Source organism: Calditrichota bacterium, assembly GCA_013151735.1.
GTDB lineage: Bacteria > Zhuqueibacterota > JdFR-76 > JdFR-76 > BMS3Abin05 > BMS3Abin05.
In genome coordinates, this window is the sequence record JAADHR010000066.1 from 1 (window position 1) to 19,021 (window position 19,021).

Below are 19,021 nucleotides of genomic sequence, written 5' to 3' on the forward strand. Positions count from 1 at the left end.
GCAAACAACCCTATGACAAATCATAAAAGCAAGGAGGAAAAATGAAAGTACCCTTAGTGGACTTAGTGACCCAGTACAATAACATAAAGCCAGAAATGGATGCGGCTATTCATGGTGTTTTGGACAGCGGGGCCTTTATTTTAGGGCCTGCCGTTAAGGAATTTGAGAAGAATATGGCCGAGTATACCGGTGTGAAACACGCCGTGGGTGTGGCGTCCGGAACGGATGCCATTCAGCTGGCACTGATGGCCTACAACATTGGGCAGGGCGATGAGGTGATTACCACGCCCATGACATTTGTGGCCACGGTGGAAGTGATGGTGCTGCTGGGTATCAAACCGGTGTTTGTGGACATCGATCACAAAACCTACAATATTGATCCCGATCAGATTGAAGCCAAAATCACTTCAAAGACCAAAGCCATTGTACCGGTGCATTTGTACGGCCAGTGCGCGGATATGGATGCCATTAACGACATTGCAAAGCGTCACAATTTGGTGGTGATTGAAGATTCGGCTCAGGCAGTGGGCGCAACCTACAAGGGTAAAAAGGCCACCTCCCTGGGCAATGCCGGCTGCTTGAGTTTCTTCCCCAGCAAAAACCTGGGAGCTTACGGCGATGGGGAATGGTGCTGACCAACGATGATGAAATTGCCGACCGCGTGCGCAAACTGCGTGTCCACGGCTCAGCCACCAAATACCAGCACGTGTACCTGGGCGTGAACAGCCGGCTGGATTCTATTCAGGCAGCCGTGCTGAACGTGAAGCTGAATTACATTGACCAGTGGAACGAGATGCGCCGGCAGAATGCGGAAAAGTACAACGAACGGTTAAAAGATACACCCGCCATTACCCCCTTTGTAGCGGATACCAATGAACACATTTACCACCAGTACACCATTCAGGTGGATGACCGGGAGGGCCTGCAGGCGTACCTCAAGGAAAATGAGATTGCCACAGGTATTCACTATCCCATCCCGCTGCATCTCCAGCCCGCTTACCAGAGTCTGGGTTACAAAAAGGGTGATTTCCCCGTGGCCGAAGAGGTTTCCAGTCACGTGGTGTCTCTGCCCATGTATCCGGAGCTCCCGGAGGAACACATCGACTACACGACGGAACACATCAAGAAATTCCTTTCAAAATAAAAAAACGGCCTTTCAGGCAGAGGACGATTTCGCAGGAGATCGTCCTTTTTTATTTTTTAATTGATTTATTTCCTGCAAAGACTTATTTTATAATGAAAATCCGGCCACGAAGATTCAAAGACTCAAAGGAAAACCTCGTGTCTTTGAGTCCTTGTGGCAAATTGTTTTTTATTTGTTGTAATTTTGGTTTGAAATTTTAAGGGAATACTATGTTAGATTTGAAATTCATCCGGCAACACCCGGACGTGGTAAAGGAAGCGGTTAAGAATAAGAATGAGAAAGCCGATATCGACCGCCTGCTCCAATTGGACGAGGAACGGCGCCAGATTATTCAGGAGGTCGAAGAACTCCGACGTCTGAAAAATGAGGTGTCGGCACAGATCAATCAACTGAAGAAGCAGAAGCAGGATGCCTCGGACAAGATTGCCGAAATGCGCAAAGTAGCGGAACGCACCAAGGCCCTGGACGAAAGGCTGCGCGCCGTTCAACAGGCGATTCAGGAAATCCTTATCTGGGTGCCCAATATTCCGCACGAATCCGTACCGATCGGCCCCGACGAGAGTTTCAATCAGGAGGTCAGGCGCTGGGGAAAAATCGAGGAAGTTGATTTTGAGCCGAAGCCCCACTGGGAATTGGCGGAAGCCCTTCATTTAATAGATTTTCAGCGGGGAAGCAAACTCTCCGGCTCTAATTTTGTGGTGTTCAAGGGAATGGGAGCACGGCTGGAGCGTGCGCTGATCAATTTTTTTCTGGATTACCACACGCAGAAGCACGGCTATCAGGAAGTGGCTCCTCCGTTTGTCGTGCGCCGGGATACAATGTTCGGCACGGGACAAATTCCCAAGCTGGAAGAGGATATGTACCACATCGAGCAGGACGACCTGTTTCTGATTCCCACGGCCGAAGTGCCGGTGACCAATCTGCACAAGGATGAAATTTTGCGCGGAGAGGATCTGCCGCTGTACTACACGGCGTACACGCCCTGTTTCCGGCGTGAGGCCGGTTCTTACGGACGAGACACCCGCGGCCTGATGCGTATCCACCAATTTGACAAGGTGGAACTGGTGAAGCTGGTGCCACCGGAAACCTCCTGGGACGAGCACGAAAAGCTGCTTCACGATGCGGAGGAACTTCTCCAGCTTTTGGGTTTGCCCTACCGGGTGCTGAATCTGGCTACGGGCGATTTGAGCTTTGCGGCAGCCAAATGCTACGATCTGGAGGTTTGGGCGCAGGGTCTGGGTAAGTGGCTGGAGGTCTCGTCGGTGTCCAATTTTCTGGATTTCCAGGCCCGGCGGGCGAACATCCGTTTTCGGCGCACGCCCGATTCCCGACCCGAATTTGTCCACACGTTGAACGGTTCCGGCCTGGCCCTGCCCCGCACGGTCATTGCCATTCTGGAAAACTACCAGACAGACGAAGGCACCGTGGTGGTACCGGAAGTGCTGCGGGAATACGTCGGTGTGAGTGTGTTGAAATAAAGAAAGGATATTAAAATGTCTGTAGCCGTTTCAAAAGAGAAAATTTTAGATTCAATTAAAGACCTGCCGGAGAATGTCTCGATTGAAGAGGTCATGGAGCGTCTTTACTTGCTTTACAAGATCGAAAAAGGAATTCAACAAGCGGATGCGGGTCTCACGATTTCTCATGAGGAAGCTCAAAAACGATTGGGAAAATGGCTGAAATAGTTTGGACAAAACAGGCTATTGAAGATGTAGAATCGATTTGCGAATACATTGCCGGTGACTCGCCCCATTACGCAAAGCTATTTGCTAATCACGTGTTCGAAACCGCTAAAAAAATAGGCGGATTTCCGGAAATGGGAAGGATTGTTCCTGAAATTAACCGAAAGGAAATTAGGGAACACATTTTGGGGAACTACCGGATTATTTATCGCTTTTCTCAGAATAGGGTTGAAATCGTATCCGTATACCATTCCGCTCGACTTTTGGATGTTCAAAAAATACTGAATAATTAAACTAATTGCAACCATGACTGAAACCACCGGCTGGCTTTCCATTATTCCTCCGCTTTTAGCGATCTTTTTGGCTATTCGTACAAAACAGGTGTACCTTTCTAGGTGTACCTTTCTCTCTTCCTGGGCATCTGGGCAGGATGGCTGATCCTGGCCCACTGGAATCCCCTTTCCGGACTCAATCTGGCGCTGGAAGCCTGTATCAATGTGTTCAAAGACCCGGACAACACAAAAGTCATTATTTTCAGTGCGCTGGTAGGAGCCCTGATTGCCTACACTCAGCGCTCCGGCGGCGTGGACGGTTTCATCAAGGCAATTACCGAAAAGGGAATTGTCCGGGGACGCAAAACGGCTCAGCTTCTCACGTGGGGATTGGCTGTGGTTGTTTTTGTGGAAACCAGCATCAATGTGCTGGTGCGGGCGTCCTTCGCACGTCCCCTGTTTGACAAATTGCGCATTTCCCGCGAAAAATTGGCCTACATTTGCGACTCCACCTCGGCGCCCATTTGCGTGCTCATCCCGTTTAACGCCTGGGGCGCCTATGTGCTGGGACTCCTGGACAGCCAAAACGTCGCGCAGCCCATGCGTACCTTTGCAGAAGGCGTGCCCCTCAATTTTTACGCCATCTCGGCTATTTTATTTGTGCTGTTCATTATTCTTACGGATAAGGACTTCGGTCCGATGAAGGAAGCCGAACGCCGCGTGCGCGAAGAAGGCAAACTCCTGCGCGATGGTGCCGAACCGCTGATCTCCGAAGATGTGGTAATGCTGCCTGCCAAACCCGGGGTTCCTCAAAAATCCGTGAATATGATTATACCGGTGCTGACGATGGTAGCCATGATGCCGATTGGCCTGTTGATTACCGGTCGCGGGAACATCACCCAGGGTTCCGGTTCCACCGCGGTTTTCTGGTCGGTGCTCATGGCCATTGCCGTAGGGGCTGTGATGTACCGATGGCAGAAAATCTTGACCACCTCCGAGCTGACCGATCTTTTTCTCAAGGGTGTGGGCGGGTTGATCCCCATGGCCATTCTGATGATGCTGGCGTTTGCCCTAGGCAATACCTGTAAGGCGCTGGGAACCGGTCCCTACGTGGCAAACGTGACCAAAGGCTGGATGATTCCGGAGATTGTGCCGGCCGTGATTTTTGTCGTGGGTTCATTTATTGCGTTTGCTACGGGTACCTCCTGGGGCACCTTTGCCATCATGATTCCCATTGCCATACCGATGGCCCAAATTATTGGCGTGAATCTGCCCCTGACGCTTGGAGCCGTCCTCGGCGGGGGTGTCTTTGGTGACCACTGTTCTCCCATCTCCGACACCACCATCATTTCCTCCATGGCCTCCGCCACCGACCATATCGACCACGTACGTACCCAGCTCCCCTACGCCCTGGTTTCGGGGGCTATTGCTTTGGTGTTGTATTTGATCGCCGGATTTTTGATTTGACAGGATTGAAGGAGTTGGTTTTTACGACAGATTGTTTTGCATTTTAAATGGCACGTATTTAATTTAAGAAGAATCAATTCGTGAAAATGTGAGTTATTCGTGAGAGATAGCCTTTTGGAGCAGGCTTGTTAATTCTTCCTGTTCCGAAAAAGTGTTCCAGGCAGGGCCAGCATTATCCGGATGGCACCTGCGATCAAAAGCAAAAGAGTCATTCCCAGGTTAAACGGAAACTGCCAGACTTTTCGGTTGTATTTCCAGAAATATTTGATAAAATCACGGTGGGAGTAAAACAACGATTTGATTCGATGCCGATAAACGGAATCCCCTTTTTTATGAATCGCTTTGGCTTCCGGATAGAAATAAATTTTCTTCCGGATCCGCTTGACCCGCCGGCACCAATCCACATCGCTAAAAAAAAGAAAAAAGCGTTCGTCCCACGGACCGATCCTGTTTACGATCGAGCGGGTAGTGAGCAGACACGCTCCCTGAGGCTGGTCTACCCGGCGAATGCGGTTGTGGGGGAAATAGCCCATCTTCCAGTAATTGAAAAACTTGCTTCGACTGAACAATCGGCTCAGGCCGGTAAGTTCGAAAATTACATCCCGGTAGCGGGGAAAGTGCCGGCAGGAAGGTTGAATGCGCCCGTTTGGAAAAAGCAATTGAGGGGCAACAATCCCCACGTCCGGTTGAACGGTTAAAAGCTCCACCATTTGTTCAACCGAATTTTTTGCGAGCTGAACATCGGGATTCAGGAACAAAATAAGCTCGCCCGTGGCATGCCGAAGGCCCTGGTTCACAGCATGTGTAAAGCCCCGGTTTTTCTTGTTCAAGCGGAACAAAATACGAACGTCTTTTGTGCTTGCCTTTCGGGCAAATGAGCGGATGATGTCCAGAGTTTCGTCAGTGGAGCGGTTATCGATAAGAATGATTTCCAGCGGGCGAAATGAGACATTTTCCACAAGAGAAGAAAGGGTGGCCTGGAGAGCTGATGCGTTGTTGAACGTGACGATAATTGCGGATAGTTTTGCAGAAAAATCACTCAATCTCCAGCAGCTCCTTCGGAAAATGGGTCAACACCTCACATCCGTCTTTTTGAATCAGAATGTCGTCTTCAATACGGACGCCGCCCACATTGGGAATATAAATTCCGGGCTCAATGGTAATGACGGTGTTTTCTTGCAGAATGGTTTCTGAACCGGCCCCCACACGGGGAAGGGAATGCACATCCAGACCCAGCCCGTGTCCCAGACTGTGCCCAAAATAGGGACCGAATCCTTTTTGGTGGATGTATTCCCGGGCGATTTGGTCCAATGCATGGCAGCTTATTCCGGCCCGTGCAGAATCGATAGCCTTTTGCTGGGCATCTTTTACAATCTGGTAGATGCGTTTCATGTTTGGCGACGCCTTACCCATGGCGACCGTTCGGGTCATGTCGCTGGAATAGCCGTGGTAGACGGCTCCAAAATCAATCACCACGAAATCACCGTCATCAATTACCTTGTCTGACGCCAGTCCGTGCGGCAGTGCCGAGCGCCAGCCGCTGGCAACAATGGGTTCAAAGGCATCTCTTTCAGCCCCCAGAAGGCGCACCTGACAGCTCAATTCCGCCGAGAAATCACGTTCCCGTGATCCGATTTTTAGATGGGGAAGTGTTTTTGTCAGCGCGTCGGTGGCGATTTGGGCCGCCTGTTTTAGATGGACGATTTCGGTTTCATCCTTTTGAATGGCCAGGCGTTCCACGAGTTTTTCGGTAGGCACAAATTTTGTTTGCGGGAAGAGATTCTTTAGCGAGGAATAAAGCGAGTAGGGAAGATGGTCTGCTTCAAAACCGATTTTTGCCCCGGAATCGATCAGTTTTTTTTCTTTAAGTGTATCAAACAGCGTGCGGGTGCTGATAAAAATAGAAAAGTTTTGAACTTCCTCGCCTGCCTGATCCAGATAACGAAAATCGGTTACGAAGGCCGCCTGTTCGTCCGAAATAAAGGCGATTCCGCTTGAGCCGGTGAACCCGGTCAGGTACCGGACGTTAACCGGGTTTGTAATTACCAACCCCTGTAAACCTTGCCGGGCTGTCATCTGGCGGAGAAGCCGTAATCGCCTCATCAAATAGTCACGAGCCAAAGGAATTAGTCTCCGCTTTTCCCCTGTTCCTCGGCAAGTTTGCCTCGCAGATAGGCAATTTTGTCTTTGTAGGTTTGGTTGTCGGGGTCCTTTTTCAACAGGATTTCGTAGACACCAATTGCTTTCGAATAGTGTCCCTGCGCCGCATAAATTTCTCCCAGTGTTGGCGTTACAATTGCGGTGGTTCCCCGATGTTCTTCGGCTATTTCGTAAACGTCTGGTTCCGGCTGAGGCGGAGGCGCTTCGGTTGTTTCATCCTCTGAAAGAGGAGTCTCTTCAGGTTCCGTTTCCTCTACGGTTGAAATTTCTTCTGCCGGAGGCTCTTCAGCGGATTCGGGTGCGGGGGGGACTTCTTCCGATAAAGCCGTTTCCACGGCCGGCGGTTCCTGATTTATGAATTCTTTTTCCTCTTCCGTAAAGAACTCTTGCGATTCCTCATCACTTTCATCCAGGGATTCCACTCGTTTGTGAATGGCAGACGACAAATCCTCTTCTGTAAGCTCCTCGCGGGTTTCCGTTTCTCCGCTCAGGACCTCGTCTTCAAAGATTTCATCCAGAATATAATCAAATTCTTCTTTTTCATCCTTTGGGGGCTCCTCCACGGGGGGTGTTTCAACCTCTTCCGAAGCACGTGCGGGCTCTTCTTCGGGGCGTTCTTCTCCTGGAGGAAGTGGTGTTTCTTCGACTTCCTCGGCTTCGCTAAGATGTTCGGCCACCATTTTGGTCAGTTCCTGGTCATCACTCGGAAGCGTTGGGGAAGCTGTTTCTTCAACAGGAAAGCTTTCTTCCTTGGATTCAGGCTGAGGTGTCTGCTCCGATTTTTCATGCAGAGGACCTTTTGTTTCTTTTAATTCTTCCTGAACAGATTGTAGCAGCGTGCTGGCACGCTCGAAAAGCGGATCAATCGAAAGAATGGTCTCCAATTCCGTCAGGTAATTTTGGGTCCAGCCGCGCGAACGGGCAATTTGAGCCAGGTAATACCGTGCTCCCAGATGTTTGGGGTCGTAAAGCAGCACCCGTTTCAACTCCGTTTCGGCCCGATCCAGTTCTTCAATTGCCAGCAGGGCCTTGGCGTAGATGAAATGACCATTCACGTAATGGGGATGCTGTTTAAGACCGTCCTCGCAGATTTGCACCGCCCGATAGGCATCCTCGTTTTCAAGATAGCGGTCAGCAAGACGGGCAAAACTATAAGATTCAGGGTTATTGTGGAGGATTTCCTGGAGTTGTTCCAATTCTTCAATACCTGGCATTTGAAAATCTCCTTATCTAAAAAAATAAAAAACAAAATGTTCAATCTAATTTAAAAAAAACGACTCAACTTCGCAACATTTTTTTCCACAAAGGAGCACGTCAAATAAAGGGTGTTCTCCCGTGAAAACCTTACCACCCTGCTACGCTTTTGTTTAGGATGTCTTCAGCCAGTTTCTTCACGGCGTCATCAATCGCCCTTTGCCGCTCTTCCGTGGATGCCGAATGCTGGTACTCACCCCATTCCTGCAAAACGGCTTTCCAAAGGACTTTTCGCTTTTTTTGATCCCGAAATTCGGCCCGAACAGTGACGTACACCCGGTACGACTGGACCTGTTCCTGCTGATTGAATGTGCTGGCGCGGTCGGTTACGGATGTAATTTCGCCGGAGATAAGGGCGTTGGCGAGCGAAGGATCAACGATCCGCAGGGTATTGTCCTGTGTGAAGGCATCAATCACGGCATCCGTCAGTTTTTCACTGATTCCAAATTCGGAGGTTTTGTTTTCAAATAATGGGATGGCTACGGTTTTGATGTAGGCCGGGAGGGTATTCCCCGAAAAGGAATAGTGTCCGCAGGAGGCACCCCAAAACGCAAGAGCGATGATGCCGGCACTGGCTGTTTTCTTAATGATCATCTTCAGACGAGTCAAAGCCGTAGTCCTTAATTTTTCGGTAAAGAGTCCGTTCACTGATATCCAGAAGTTTCGCCGCCTTTCGCTTATTCCAATTGGTTTTTTCAAGCGCCCGCAGAATTAAATCCCGCTCGGCTTTTTCGAGAGAGGGAATTTTATCGTTTGTTTCGTGAATAACGGTGATATCTTCAGCCGGGATTTTTGTGGCCTGAATTGGGCTGTTCCAGGGAGGGAGCGGGTGCGGGACGGCGGCCTTTTGTGTTGCAGGCATGTGTGCCAGCAGAAAATCCTTGATCTGAGCGATTTCGGAACGAAGCTCCAGGAGGACCCGGTAAATGAGCTCCCGTTCGGCCTTGTCAGCGGGCATGTTTAACGGTACGGGCAGATTGCGGTCCAGGGGCTCCTGTTGTCCCAGATGCTTGTAAACGACCTCGCGGGTAATGGGATTTCCGCGCTCCAGCACGATGGCGGTTTGAACAAAATTTTTGAGCTCCCGGATATTTCCGGGCCACAGGTATTCCTGCATGGCCTTGATTCCTTCGGGAGTAAACCCTTTAAAGTCGATGTGGTTTTCAACGCAGAACTCTTTGGCAAAGTGTTTTGCCAGCACAGGAATGTCTTCTTTTCGTTCCCGAAGGGGAGGCACCACGATTTTGATGGCATTAATTCGATAATACAGGTCCAGCCGGAACTCCCCGTTTTTGACGGCCGATGCCAGATCCCGATTGGTGGCAGCCACAATGCGTACGTCTACCTTGTGAGGAGTACTGCCCCCCACCCGAAGGAACTCCTTATCCTCCAGAACCCGTAGCACCTTTACCTGCGCTTCCTGCGGCATTTCCCCGATTTCATCCAGAAAAAGTGTACCGCCGTCAGCCAGTTCAAAATAGCCCTTTCGAGAATCCACGGCGCCGGTAAAGGCCCCGCGCTGGTGCCCGAACAATTCACTTTCGAAGATTCCTTCAGGAATGGCTCCGCAGTTGACCACAATAAGGGGCTTGTCTTTTCGAGGACTGTGTTCGTGAATAGCGCGCGCAACCAACTCCTTTCCGGAGCCGCTTTCGCCCAGAATAAGCACAGGAATTGTGGTGGGAGCTACCTGCTGAATGGTTGCCCGGATTTGTTGAATGACGGGGGAAATACCGATAATTCCCATGTCGTCCGAAGCAAAATTTCCCGAATGTCCGGTCTGATCTACCATTCGATCACATCTCCGTCGAACGTGATTTTTAGATCGGTTATTCCATATTTCATCGCCAGCGCAGCCAGGGTGGAATCCTGTTTCTCCAATTCGGGCGGCACGTGGGTGATTCGTACGTGGGGAATATTTTTCTCCACCGCAAATTGGCAGATTTCATCCGGGGAGGTGTGCGCTCCCTCGATAAACAGCCAGTCAGCCGTCTGGATATGGGGAGAGACGGCCTGAACCGACTGGATGTCAGAGGTGAAAACAAGGATTCGGGAACCTACCTGGAAGCGAAAGCCATAGCTTTCGATTCCCACGCCGTGTCGGCGGGCGGTTTCGGCTACGCCGGACAAATGACGGGTGGGAAAGGACGTTACCTGCAGGGAATCCCAGAAGAGAAGTGATTGTTCAAGGGTGTGGATGTGAATGGGGAACGGCCATGTTTCCGGGAAAATGTAAAATCGATACAGCTGCTCCACGAAAAAATCTTTGTAAAAGGCGGGCAGAAAAATATCCAGTGGTGCTTTTCTTCCGGACATCATCATAAACTGAAGCAACAAGGGAAGCCCGCCAACATGATCCGGGTGTGTGTGGGAAATGAGAACAGACTCAATTGCCAGGGGTGATTTTTTCTGGCGTGCCAGCGTATAGCTGACGCCGTCACCGGCATCAATCAGCAGGAATTTCCCCTTGTTCTCCAACAAATAGGCTGAATGGAAACGGTTCGGAACGGTCAGCCCGGAAGCCGAACCCAGAACGTGCCATTTCATTATTACACCTCGTAATTTTTGAAATAATCCACGGTTTTTCGCAGCCCTTCCTGCAACGAGACCTTGGGCTCCCATCCCAAAAGTTTCTTCGTTTTTGAATAATCAATCACGCTTCGCTGCTGTTCCCCCTCTTTGGCAGGACCGTGAGTTTCGGGAATGTTCTTACCGATAATCGTGTTGAGTTCACGGAAAATGGTGTTGACATCGGTTTCGATGGCCGTGCCCACATTAAAAACGTCCGATTCGGGGTAGTCCAGCGCCAGAAGATTGGCGCGAACGACATCATCGACAAAGACAAAATCCCGCGTTTGGGTGCCGTCCCCGTTAATAATCGGTTGTTCGCCCAGAAGCATTTTTTCAATAAAAATGGCCACAACACCCGCCTCGCCGTGCGGATTTTGCCGGGGCCCGTAAACATTGGCATAACGGAGAATGACATGCTGCAAACCGTAGGTCAATTTGTAGAAATACAGATATTTTTCGACGGTCAGCTTTGTAATTCCGTAAGGAGACACCGGACGATTGGGGTGATTTTCATCCGCCGGAAAATAATCCTGTTCGCCATAAATGGCGCCTCCTGTTGAAGCAAAAATAATCTTTTTAACCCCATTCTTTACGGAATTCTGCAGGACATTGAGTGTTCCCAACACATTGACCTCAGCATCGAAGATCGGGTTTTCCACGGAACGCCGGACATCCATCTGGGCCGCCTCATGGAAAACCGCATCAAACTTTTCCAGAGCAAACACCTTTTCCAATTCGTCTGCACGCAGATCCAACAAATAGAATTTTGCTTTGGGATTGAGATTCTTCAGGCGCCCCATGTAGAGATTGTCTACTACCACTACCTTGTGACCGGCAGAAATAAGTGCATCAACAATATTGGATCCGATAAAACCCGCTCCTCCGGTAACTAATACCTTCATTTGACCTCCGTGTTTGATGGACAAGAACCGACGTGCAATTTTATTTTATTAAATATAATTTAAAAGAATTTTGAATTCAATCAATTGTTTTTTTGGAATTAATATTAAGTTTTTGTAATTGTTGGATGAAAAGGATCGGAAAGAAGGCTGCAAAAAAAAGAAGCGCCCGGATGAGCGCCTCTTTTTTAAAGCGAATTTGTGAAATCTGCGGCTTCTACTTTTTCTGAGCCATATCTTTAAGAATTTGTTTTAATTGATTCAGTTCCTGTCCGTACGCGGCCCAATTCCCCTGTTTTAAATAGCCAACGGCCCGGTTGTAGATGTCCAATGCTTGCTGGGCCTTGCTCGAAAGTGCCGCTATGGGCTGCCTGCCCTGAAGGATGTTTTTTGTTTGAGCAGGAGAAATATTTTCGCCAAGAAAGACGGCCTGTAGGGCCTGATCCAGCGTGGTTCGCATCTGCAGTTGTTGATTAAACGCCACGATAACGCGTTTGAGTTCCGGCATTTGACTTTGTTCCGATTGCAGGTAGACCGGCTCCACATAAATAAAGGACTTTTCGATGGGAATCACCAGCAGATTACCCCGAATGACTCTGGACCCTTTTTGACCCCAGAGTGTCAGCTCGGAGGAGATGTCCGGTTTCTGATTGATGCGGGCCTCAATTTGCATGGGACCGTAAATAAGCTTTTCTTTTGGCAGGGCATACACAATCATTTTTCCGTAATTCGGGGCATCGCATTGGGCACACATCCAGGCGACCATGTTGTCCTTTTTGGAAGGGGTTAAGGGAAGCATCAGGATGAATTCTTCGGATGAATGATCGGGCAATTTCATGATAATATAATAGGGGAACATAAGTTGTTTGTTTTCCTGATAGATTTCCGTGGGAATGTTCCAGTAATCTTCCCGATTATAAAATACCTGCGGATCCGTCATGTGGTATGTATTGTAGATTTGGGTCTGAATGAGGAAAATATCGGACGGATAACGAATATGCTTCTTTAAAAAATCGGGCATGTCGGCAAACGGCCGGAAAAGCTTTGGAAAGATCTTCTTGTACGTTTGAATGAGCGGATCCTTGGGGTCAATGACGTAGTAGGTTACATCACCATTGTAGGCGTCGATTACAACCTTTACCGAGTTGCGGATATAATTGAGGCCTCTTTGCGCATTAAGCTGGGAAACGGGTTCCGAATAGGGAAACATATTGCTGGTCGTGTAGGCATCGTGAATCCAGTAGAGTTTTCCGTCGTCACCGATAACCAGGTAGGGATCGGAATCGTAGGCCAAAAAGGGAGCAATCGTCTGGTCGCGATTGGTGATGATCCGATTGAAAATAATTCGGCTTTCTTTGGTCAGAGAGCTTGTTAAAAGGATCTTAATATCTGAAAAATTCCACGCGTAAACAGCCCGTCTGAGTAAACTGGAGATTCTGACGCCACCATTTCCGCTGTAGGAGGTGTAAACGTTTTCATTTCCTTTGGGATAGTCAAACTCCTTCGTTTTGGTGTTAACCAGAGCATATTCGTCCGTTTCTTCGCCGTAGTAGATCTGCGGCGTGCGAATTTTCAGAGAAACGGAAGACTGGGACGGAATGTTTTTGATAATAAAATCGGGCATTCCATTTGGGGTAACTTTATTCACCGGACTCATGACGGCGCCAAAACCATGTGTGTAGATCAAATGTATATTGACCCAGGTTCGCGCCCGGCTCGGAATTTGTGACGGTGGAAGCTCCCGGGCGGCAAGAGCAACCTCGGTATATTTATCAAATTGATAGCGGTCCACGTCGACATTCTTAAAATCATAGTACAATCGAATTTCCTGCAATTGTTTGTAGGTTTGAATTAACGGACGCCGATCCCATAGCCGGATATTCCGGATGGTGTTGTCGTTGTTTTGGATGTCCTTATATGTGATCCCCTGGTCAGCCGGGAAAATTTTTTCTTCCACTTTATTCAAACCGTAGGCCAAACGTGTAAAAGAGATATTGCTTTCAATATAGGGTTTTTCTTTGGCAAGTTCATTCGGTCTAACAACGTACTGTTGAATGAGCCCCGGATAGATCCACAGAAGTCCAATGAGAAGAAGGAAGTACGCTCCGAAGGTGATGGTTACCCATTTCCATTTTTTGATCATCGGAGTCAAAAAGAGGAAAAGCGCAGCAATGAGGGTCAGGACCAGTAAAATCCAATAGCCCGGAATTTGTGCATGAACATCGGTATAACTGGCTCCGTAGGCTACGCCACGTGTTGAATAAAGCATGCTGTATAATTTCAGGCGGTAGACCACGGCAATTCCCAGGAAGAAAAATCCGCCCAAAACGGCCAAGTGGTATTTTGCCTTTGGGTAAATATAAAATCGATTTTCAATCAGACTGATGGACTGATCAAAGTAGTAGGACAGTCCAACTCCCATGAAGACAAGAAAAAGCATGTACAGGTACCAGCCCTGAATAAATTTATACAGGGGAAGTTTAAAAATATAGAATCCAACATCCTTTGAAAAAATCGGATCGGAAATACCGAAACTGGTGGAATGCAAAAATTTCAGGAATGTTTCCCATGAACTCACGGCGCCCAAACCCATAATAATGGAAAAAAATAGAATAATCGCACCCCAGGCATATTTGGCGTATTTTTCCTTGAAAAGACTGTCAAGAGAGGGAAGGGGTTGATCCGGCGCGACCAGCTGCATGGAGCGGGTATGCTTTCCCAGTTTTCGGGCAATGGCAATGTTGAGCCAGGCAAACAAGGCGAAAATAACAAAAAACAAAAGGAATGCACCAATTTTTGCCCAGAACATGGTCATAAAAACACTGGCATAGCCGAGATTTTTAAACCACAGCCAATCCCCGTAGTATTTGGCAAAAAGGGCCAGAAAAATGAGCGCGGCAATCGTAACGGATATTAAAACCGCAATCAGAGACTTCGATTTCATAATGAGACCTCCCGAAAAATTTTATCATATGTTAATTATGAATCTGATTTCCAATGGAATAAAACCGCATGGCATGTGCGTTCTGCCGTTGTGATGATTCATAACTGGAATTGTATACGATTTAAACCAGCAAAGACAAAGAACAGTTTTGCCGGTTCAGAATAATTCTTTTTTGAACAGACTTCTCAATTAAGTGCCAAAACTACATGTTAACCGGTTTGTTTTTGATCAGATTCGTGAAGGCAACATGAATCCGCTGTTCGTAATCGGAGTACAAATGACATGAATTGGGCAGATTGACGTAAAGAGTTTTTTCGGAAATTAGAAAGAAACACGCCCGCCATAAAACCGGGCGGGATTTCTCCTTACTCTTTATTCTTGAGAAAATGATTACGCCTTTTTCTTTTGCTTTGCGCGTTTCTTTTTTATCCGTAACTTTTGGCGGCGTTTGATGCGTTCCCTCTTCTGTTTGCTTTTGCTAACAGACACGAAACACCTCCATTCTGATGAAAGTCCAATTCCTTGAAGAAAAGAAAGTCCGGCATTTTATATAAAGATAAACGGTCTCGAGAGTAAAAGCAAGCGGTTTTTTGGTTTTAAGTAAATTCCGTATTTTACTGGAATTATTTGCTTGAATGAGGACAGCCCTTTGACCGGGATTTTTCTGCATGGTGTGACTCGGATTTTATTTAAGACCAGGTATTCACAAAGATCAGACTGACGGCCAGTTTTCACTTGACATTCACGGGGATTTCTTGTAATTTTAAACAAATAAATTCACGCAAAAATGAATCAGCCTAATGTAAGGTAGCAAATACGATGATTAATTTAAGGATGGGTTTTGGAACCGGAGTTTTCGTTCTTTTGTTGGCGGGAACCATCTTCGGTCAACAAATGCAGCCTGTAATGCTCATCGATACGCCCACAGCCGGCACGCTGGACAGGGGAAGTTATGAAGTCGGTCTGCGGCTTTACCCGAATGGAGGCGTTCTGGGGCATGTTTCGGTCGGGTTGTCTTCCCGGGCCATGTTCGGTATTTCCTTCGGGGGGGAGAACATTATCGGTGAGGGGGATATTCACTGGAATCCCAGTCCGGGGATTCATTTGCGCTACCGGATTGTAGACGAAACGGTCGCCCTGCCGGCCGTTACGGTCGGATTTAATTCTCAGGGGTACGGCCCCTATTTGAAAAAAGAAAGTCGGTACGCGATTAAATCACGCGGGTTTTTTGTGGTGGCCAGTAAAAATTATGCGTTTTTGGGGGACTTAAGTTTTCACGGCGGGGCGAATTACAGCCTTGAAAAGGGGGACGGAGATACCGACTTGAATTTCTTTGCGGGGGTGATGAAAAGCCTGAATCCCGATTTGTGGCTCATTGCCGAGTACGATTTTGCAATCAACGATAACGACAACAATTCCCTGGGTTCCGGGAAGGGGTATTTAAATGCCGGGTTCCGCTGGATTTTTGCCAAACAGCTTTATGTGGAATTCGCGCTAAAAAACATCTTAGAAAACAAGAAAAACATCCCTTATGCCAATCGAGAAATCAAAATTGTTTATCAGGAACATTTTTAACCCGGTTGTGTCGGGCAGAATTATTTTCCTTTTGGCGGCGATTCTTACACTGAATGGCTGTTTTACGGTTCTGCAGCATCCGGTTGTTGAACGGGAAACATACCTTTCATCCGAAATTACCCACACGGATCGATGCACGGCCTGTCACGCCCAATCGGCTGAGTATTGGTATAAAAACCCCTACGAAATGGAGGCCCCTTACACGAATCCTCATCTGACCAGCTGGAATTACTATTACAATTATCCGTGGTGGCTGCGCGATCGCTTTCTGGAAGAGCGCTACACCCTGTCCTCCGATTCATCCGCTGAAGTCATTCCTGTAAATCTCCGGGGGCGCCGCAGAGGGCTCGATGCCTATACACCGGCTGCCGTCCCGAGTAGTCCAAACAGCGGGCTGGGACTTTCAGCCACATCCGGCGGAAATGCCGGAACATCTGCAAATTCCATTTCTTCTCCCGGGGCGAAGAAGCGGGAAGGAATCGATTCTTCGCCGAAAAAATCGTCTCAGCAAACACGCATTCGAAAGAAAAAGAAAGAGTGAGACTTCGATGACAATCAAGAAAATTCTGTTGGCTGTTCTCGTCCTTTTTTTGGTGTTTATCACGATTTCCACTCTTTTGAGTTATCGTATGCTGAAAAAATCCATGACCAAGGAAAAGGGGCAAATTACCCTTTCCGGTCTCCAGTCTCCCGTCCAGGTGTACCGCGATTCGTACGGCATTCCGCACATTATGGCAAAAAACGACCACGATTTGTACATGGCTGCCGGATTTGTAACGGCCCAGGATCGTCTGTGGCAGCTTGAGATGATTCGCCTCGCCGTTCGGGGCGAGCTCTCCACCATGCTGGGCGACACCAGCCGCCATGTGGATCGCTTGATGAGGACCATGGAATTTTATCAGACCGGAAAAAAACTCTTTAATCGGGCATCGGAAAAGTCGAAAGCCGTTTTGTCGGCCTATACAGATGGTATTAACCAATTTATTCATTATGCCAGGGGAAAGTACCCGGTCGAGTTTGTGCTCTTGAATTGGAAACCCCATCTCTGGACGCCTGCCGATGTGCTGGCCTATGGGCGGCTCATGTCCTGGGAGCTCAGTTTGTCCTGGTTCGTGGAGTGGACGGCCGGGGAAGTCCGGCAAAAACTGGGTGTCAATCGGGCCAAGGAGCTTTTCTCCAATTATCTGCCATCCTGGCCAACCATTCTGTCAGAAAAAGATCTCAGACTGGCCGGTCAGTTGAATTCATTCAAAAAAGCAAATACAGAGCTTCGGGCCTTTCTGAATAGTCCCGGAACCTTTTCCGGCAGCAATAATTGGGTGGTGTCCGGGAAGAAATCAAAAACAGGGAAACCCCTTCTGGCAAACGATCCGCACCTTCCTCTGGCCAATCCCTCGGTCTGGTATGCCATGCAGCTGGTTGCGCCGGGCGTCGACGTAACGGGTTTTTCCCTCGTCGGCTCTCCCGGAATCATTATCGGGCATAATACGCATCTGGCCTGGGGCTTCACCAATGTTATGGCCGATGATGCCGATTTTTATGTTGAAACCGTGGATCGGAGCGATTCCACGCGTTACCGGGTGGATGGGAAATGGAAGAAAATGGAGGTTTTTCAGGATTCGGTTGTGTCCAGAAGTGGAAAGGTCTACCGGTTCGAACGGTTCAAAACCCGCCACGGACCGGTTGTAACCGACGTGCACAAACTGATGAAAACATCCGGTAAAGTGGTGAGCCTGAAATGGACCGGCTACACGATTTCCGATGAGACGGATGCGATTTACAAAATGAACCGGGCCTCCAATTGGAAGGACTTCGTCCAGGCCCTTCGATTGTACCGATCACCTGCCCAAAATATTGTTTTTGCAGATGACGGAGGAAATATCGGCTATTGGTGCACCGGGGCCATTCCCGTGCGCAAGGGGTTCACCGGTACGTTTCCGCTTAACGGAGCCACCACCGCCACCGATTGGAGCGGATTTATTCCTTTTGATCAGCTTCCCCATGTCATCAATCCGCCGGAAGGGTTTGTAGCTTCGGCCAATAATCGGGTCGCTCCGGCCGGATACCCGTATTACATTTCCAATTTGTGGGAGCCTCCGGCGCGCATTCAACGGATTCGCGAGCTTCTTACCGCCAAGGACAAACTTTCGGAGGTTGATTTTGAAACGATTCAACTGGATGTTCTTTCTCCCTTTGCACGGGATGTGACGAAAGAGGTGCTTGCGGTTCTGGATCGGCAGAAAACGCGCGATGATACCCTGAAAACAGTTTACAAATATCTGAAGGGGTGGGATTGTGCCATGAGGGGGGAAAGCACCGCAGCAGCTATTTTTCAGGTCTTCATAAACCACCTTTTGCGAAACACCTTTCAGGATGAGTTGGGCAAAAAGCTTTACGCCTCTTTTGTGGAATTTGCCGGAATTCCCATTCAGGATTTGCAGCGGTTTTTGTCCAAACCCCGAAGCCGCTGGTTTGATGATGTCCGCACGCCTGAAAAAATTGAAACCAAAGAGGACCAAATCCTGCGCAGTCTGCACGAGGCGGTTCGTGAGCTGTCCGGGAGATTGGGATCGAACCCGGTTAAATGGCGCTGGGACCGCCTGCATCACATGACATTTCGGCATGTTCTGGGCGGCGAATCGATGTTGGGAAGAATTTTGAATGTGGGGCCCTTTCCTTTGGGCGGCGGTCTGACTACCGTGAACAATGCGCGGTATAAATTGACGAATCCCTACGATTGCTGGGTGGGGCCATCCATGCGCATGATTGTGGATTTTACAGATTTGACCCGAACAAAAATGGTTCTGCCTCCGGGAGAAGTGGAGCATCCGCTAAGCCGCCATTTCAGGGATCAGGCGGAAATGTGGGTGAATGGACTCTACATGGACTGCAAATCGGATATCAAGCAGGTTCAGGAGGAGGGTAAAAAACTGGTTCTGGTGCCGGCTGAAGCAAATTGAACATGTTCCATCATCGAACCTGAATCATTCATTAGCCACAAAGTCACGAAGACACAAGGGTATAATGAACAAAAAGATAAAGAGAAAGCTTTG

General features: G+C 48.6%; 14 protein-coding genes and 2 pseudogenes. 8 read left to right on the plus strand and 8 right to left on the minus strand.

Annotated elements, in window-relative coordinates; all coding sequences use genetic code 11:
* The first annotated feature begins 41 nt into the window (after positions 1–41).
* From GXO76_04550 to GXO76_04570, 5 genes and pseudogenes are all read left to right on the plus strand, one after another.
* Positions 42–1,144, plus strand: a pseudogene (locus GXO76_04550) (DegT/DnrJ/EryC1/StrS family aminotransferase).
* A gap of 209 nt (positions 1,145–1,353) precedes the next feature.
* The gene (serS, locus tag GXO76_04555; protein NOY77121.1) at positions 1,354–2,622 is read left to right on the plus strand and encodes a serine--tRNA ligase; all 1,269 of its coding nucleotides are present in this window, start codon (positions 1,354–1,356) and stop codon (positions 2,620–2,622) included.
* A gap of 15 nt (positions 2,623–2,637) precedes the next feature.
* Positions 2,638–2,829 carry a hypothetical protein gene (locus GXO76_04560; GenBank protein ID NOY77122.1) on the plus strand — a complete coding sequence of 64 codons (192 nt, stop codon included), beginning with the start codon at positions 2,638–2,640 and terminating at the stop codon, positions 2,827–2,829.
* Complete coding sequence (locus tag GXO76_04565) at positions 2,817–3,119, plus strand: type II toxin-antitoxin system RelE/ParE family toxin (GenBank protein ID NOY77123.1); 303 nt, start codon at positions 2,817–2,819, stop codon at positions 3,117–3,119. The genes GXO76_04560 and GXO76_04565 overlap by 13 nt, the downstream gene beginning before the upstream one ends.
* Before the next feature lie 13 nt (positions 3,120–3,132).
* Positions 3,133–4,565, plus strand: a pseudogene (locus tag GXO76_04570) (sodium:solute symporter).
* A 128-nt stretch (positions 4,566–4,693) separates the two neighbouring features.
* Here GXO76_04570 and GXO76_04575 read toward each other — a convergent pair.
* From GXO76_04575 to GXO76_04610, 8 genes are all read right to left on the minus strand, one after another.
* On the minus strand, positions 4,694–5,608 hold the full coding sequence (locus tag GXO76_04575) for a glycosyltransferase family 2 protein (protein NOY77124.1): 915 nt from the start codon (positions 5,606–5,608) through the stop codon (positions 4,694–4,696).
* On the minus strand, positions 5,601–6,641 hold the full coding sequence (locus GXO76_04580) for an aminopeptidase P family protein (GenBank protein NOY77125.1): 1,041 nt from the start codon (positions 6,639–6,641) through the stop codon (positions 5,601–5,603). Before GXO76_04580 ends, GXO76_04575 begins: the two co-directional genes overlap by 8 nt.
* Positions 6,642–6,691: 50 nt before the next feature.
* Positions 6,692–7,939, minus strand: coding sequence for a tetratricopeptide repeat protein (locus GXO76_04585; protein NOY77126.1), 1,248 nt, complete (start codon positions 7,937–7,939; stop codon positions 6,692–6,694).
* A 130-nt stretch (positions 7,940–8,069) separates the two neighbouring features.
* Positions 8,070–8,588 carry a hypothetical protein gene (locus GXO76_04590; GenBank protein NOY77127.1) on the minus strand — a complete coding sequence of 173 codons (519 nt, stop codon included), beginning with the start codon at positions 8,586–8,588 and terminating at the stop codon, positions 8,070–8,072.
* Positions 8,563–9,771, minus strand: coding sequence for a sigma-54-dependent Fis family transcriptional regulator (locus GXO76_04595; GenBank protein ID NOY77128.1), 1,209 nt, complete (start codon positions 9,769–9,771; stop codon positions 8,563–8,565). The genes GXO76_04590 and GXO76_04595 overlap by 26 nt, the downstream gene beginning before the upstream one ends.
* Positions 9,765–10,526 (minus strand): ribonuclease Z, encoded by a 762-nt coding sequence (locus GXO76_04600; GenBank protein ID NOY77129.1) that lies wholly within the window; start codon positions 10,524–10,526, stop codon positions 9,765–9,767. Before GXO76_04600 ends, GXO76_04595 begins: the two co-directional genes overlap by 7 nt.
* A 2-nt stretch (positions 10,527–10,528) precedes the next feature.
* Entirely contained in the window at positions 10,529–11,452 is a 924-nt protein-coding gene (locus GXO76_04605; GenBank protein ID NOY77130.1) for an SDR family oxidoreductase, read from the minus strand.
* Between the two features lie 214 nt (positions 11,453–11,666).
* Complete coding sequence (locus GXO76_04610; GenBank protein ID NOY77131.1) at positions 11,667–14,393, minus strand: UPF0182 family protein; 2,727 nt, start codon at positions 14,391–14,393, stop codon at positions 11,667–11,669.
* A gap of 819 nt (positions 14,394–15,212) precedes the next feature.
* On the opposite strand from GXO76_04610, the gene GXO76_04615 reads away from it, so the two are divergent.
* The 3 genes from GXO76_04615 to GXO76_04625 are packed head-to-tail and all read left to right on the plus strand — an operon-like array spanning position 15,213 to position 18,928.
* A complete protein-coding gene (locus GXO76_04615; GenBank protein ID NOY77132.1) occupies positions 15,213–15,968 on the plus strand; it encodes a YjbH domain-containing protein in 756 nt (251 codons plus the stop codon).
* 7 nt (positions 15,969–15,975) lie between these two features.
* Positions 15,976–16,509: a hypothetical protein gene (locus GXO76_04620; protein NOY77133.1), complete on the plus strand. Its 534-nt coding sequence runs from the start codon at positions 15,976–15,978 to the stop codon at positions 16,507–16,509.
* 7 nt (positions 16,510–16,516) lie between these two features.
* Positions 16,517–18,928 carry a penicillin acylase family protein gene (locus GXO76_04625; protein ID NOY77134.1) on the plus strand — a complete coding sequence of 804 codons (2,412 nt, stop codon included), beginning with the start codon at positions 16,517–16,519 and terminating at the stop codon, positions 18,926–18,928.
* The last annotated feature ends 93 nt before the right edge of the window (positions 18,929–19,021 follow it).

Excerpts from the sequence above, each read along its gene's own strand:
- serS (NOY77121.1), top strand. The coding sequence starts at position 1,354 with ATGTTAGATTTGAAATTCATCCGGCAACACCCGGACGTGGTAAAGGAA.
- GXO76_04560 (NOY77122.1), top strand. The coding sequence starts at position 2,638 with ATGTCTGTAGCCGTTTCAAAAGAGAAAATTTTAGATTCAATTAAAGAC.
- GXO76_04565 (NOY77123.1), top strand. The coding sequence starts at position 2,817 with ATGGCTGAAATAGTTTGGACAAAACAGGCTATTGAAGATGTAGAATCG.
- GXO76_04580 (NOY77125.1), bottom strand. The coding sequence starts at position 6,641 with ATGACAGCCCGGCAAGGTTTACAGGGGTTGGTAATTACAAACCCGGTT.
- GXO76_04585 (NOY77126.1), bottom strand. The coding sequence starts at position 7,939 with ATGCCAGGTATTGAAGAATTGGAACAACTCCAGGAAATCCTCCACAAT.
- GXO76_04595 (NOY77128.1), bottom strand. The coding sequence starts at position 9,771 with ATGGTAGATCAGACCGGACATTCGGGAAATTTTGCTTCGGACGACATG.
- GXO76_04600 (NOY77129.1), bottom strand. The coding sequence starts at position 10,526 with ATGAAATGGCACGTTCTGGGTTCGGCTTCCGGGCTGACCGTTCCGAAC.
- GXO76_04605 (NOY77130.1), bottom strand. The coding sequence starts at position 11,452 with ATGAAGGTATTAGTTACCGGAGGAGCGGGTTTTATCGGATCCAATATT.
- GXO76_04610 (NOY77131.1), bottom strand. The coding sequence starts at position 14,393 with ATGAAATCGAAGTCTCTGATTGCGGTTTTAATATCCGTTACGATTGCC.
- GXO76_04615 (NOY77132.1), top strand. The coding sequence starts at position 15,213 with ATGATTAATTTAAGGATGGGTTTTGGAACCGGAGTTTTCGTTCTTTTG.
- GXO76_04625 (NOY77134.1), top strand. The coding sequence starts at position 16,517 with ATGACAATCAAGAAAATTCTGTTGGCTGTTCTCGTCCTTTTTTTGGTG.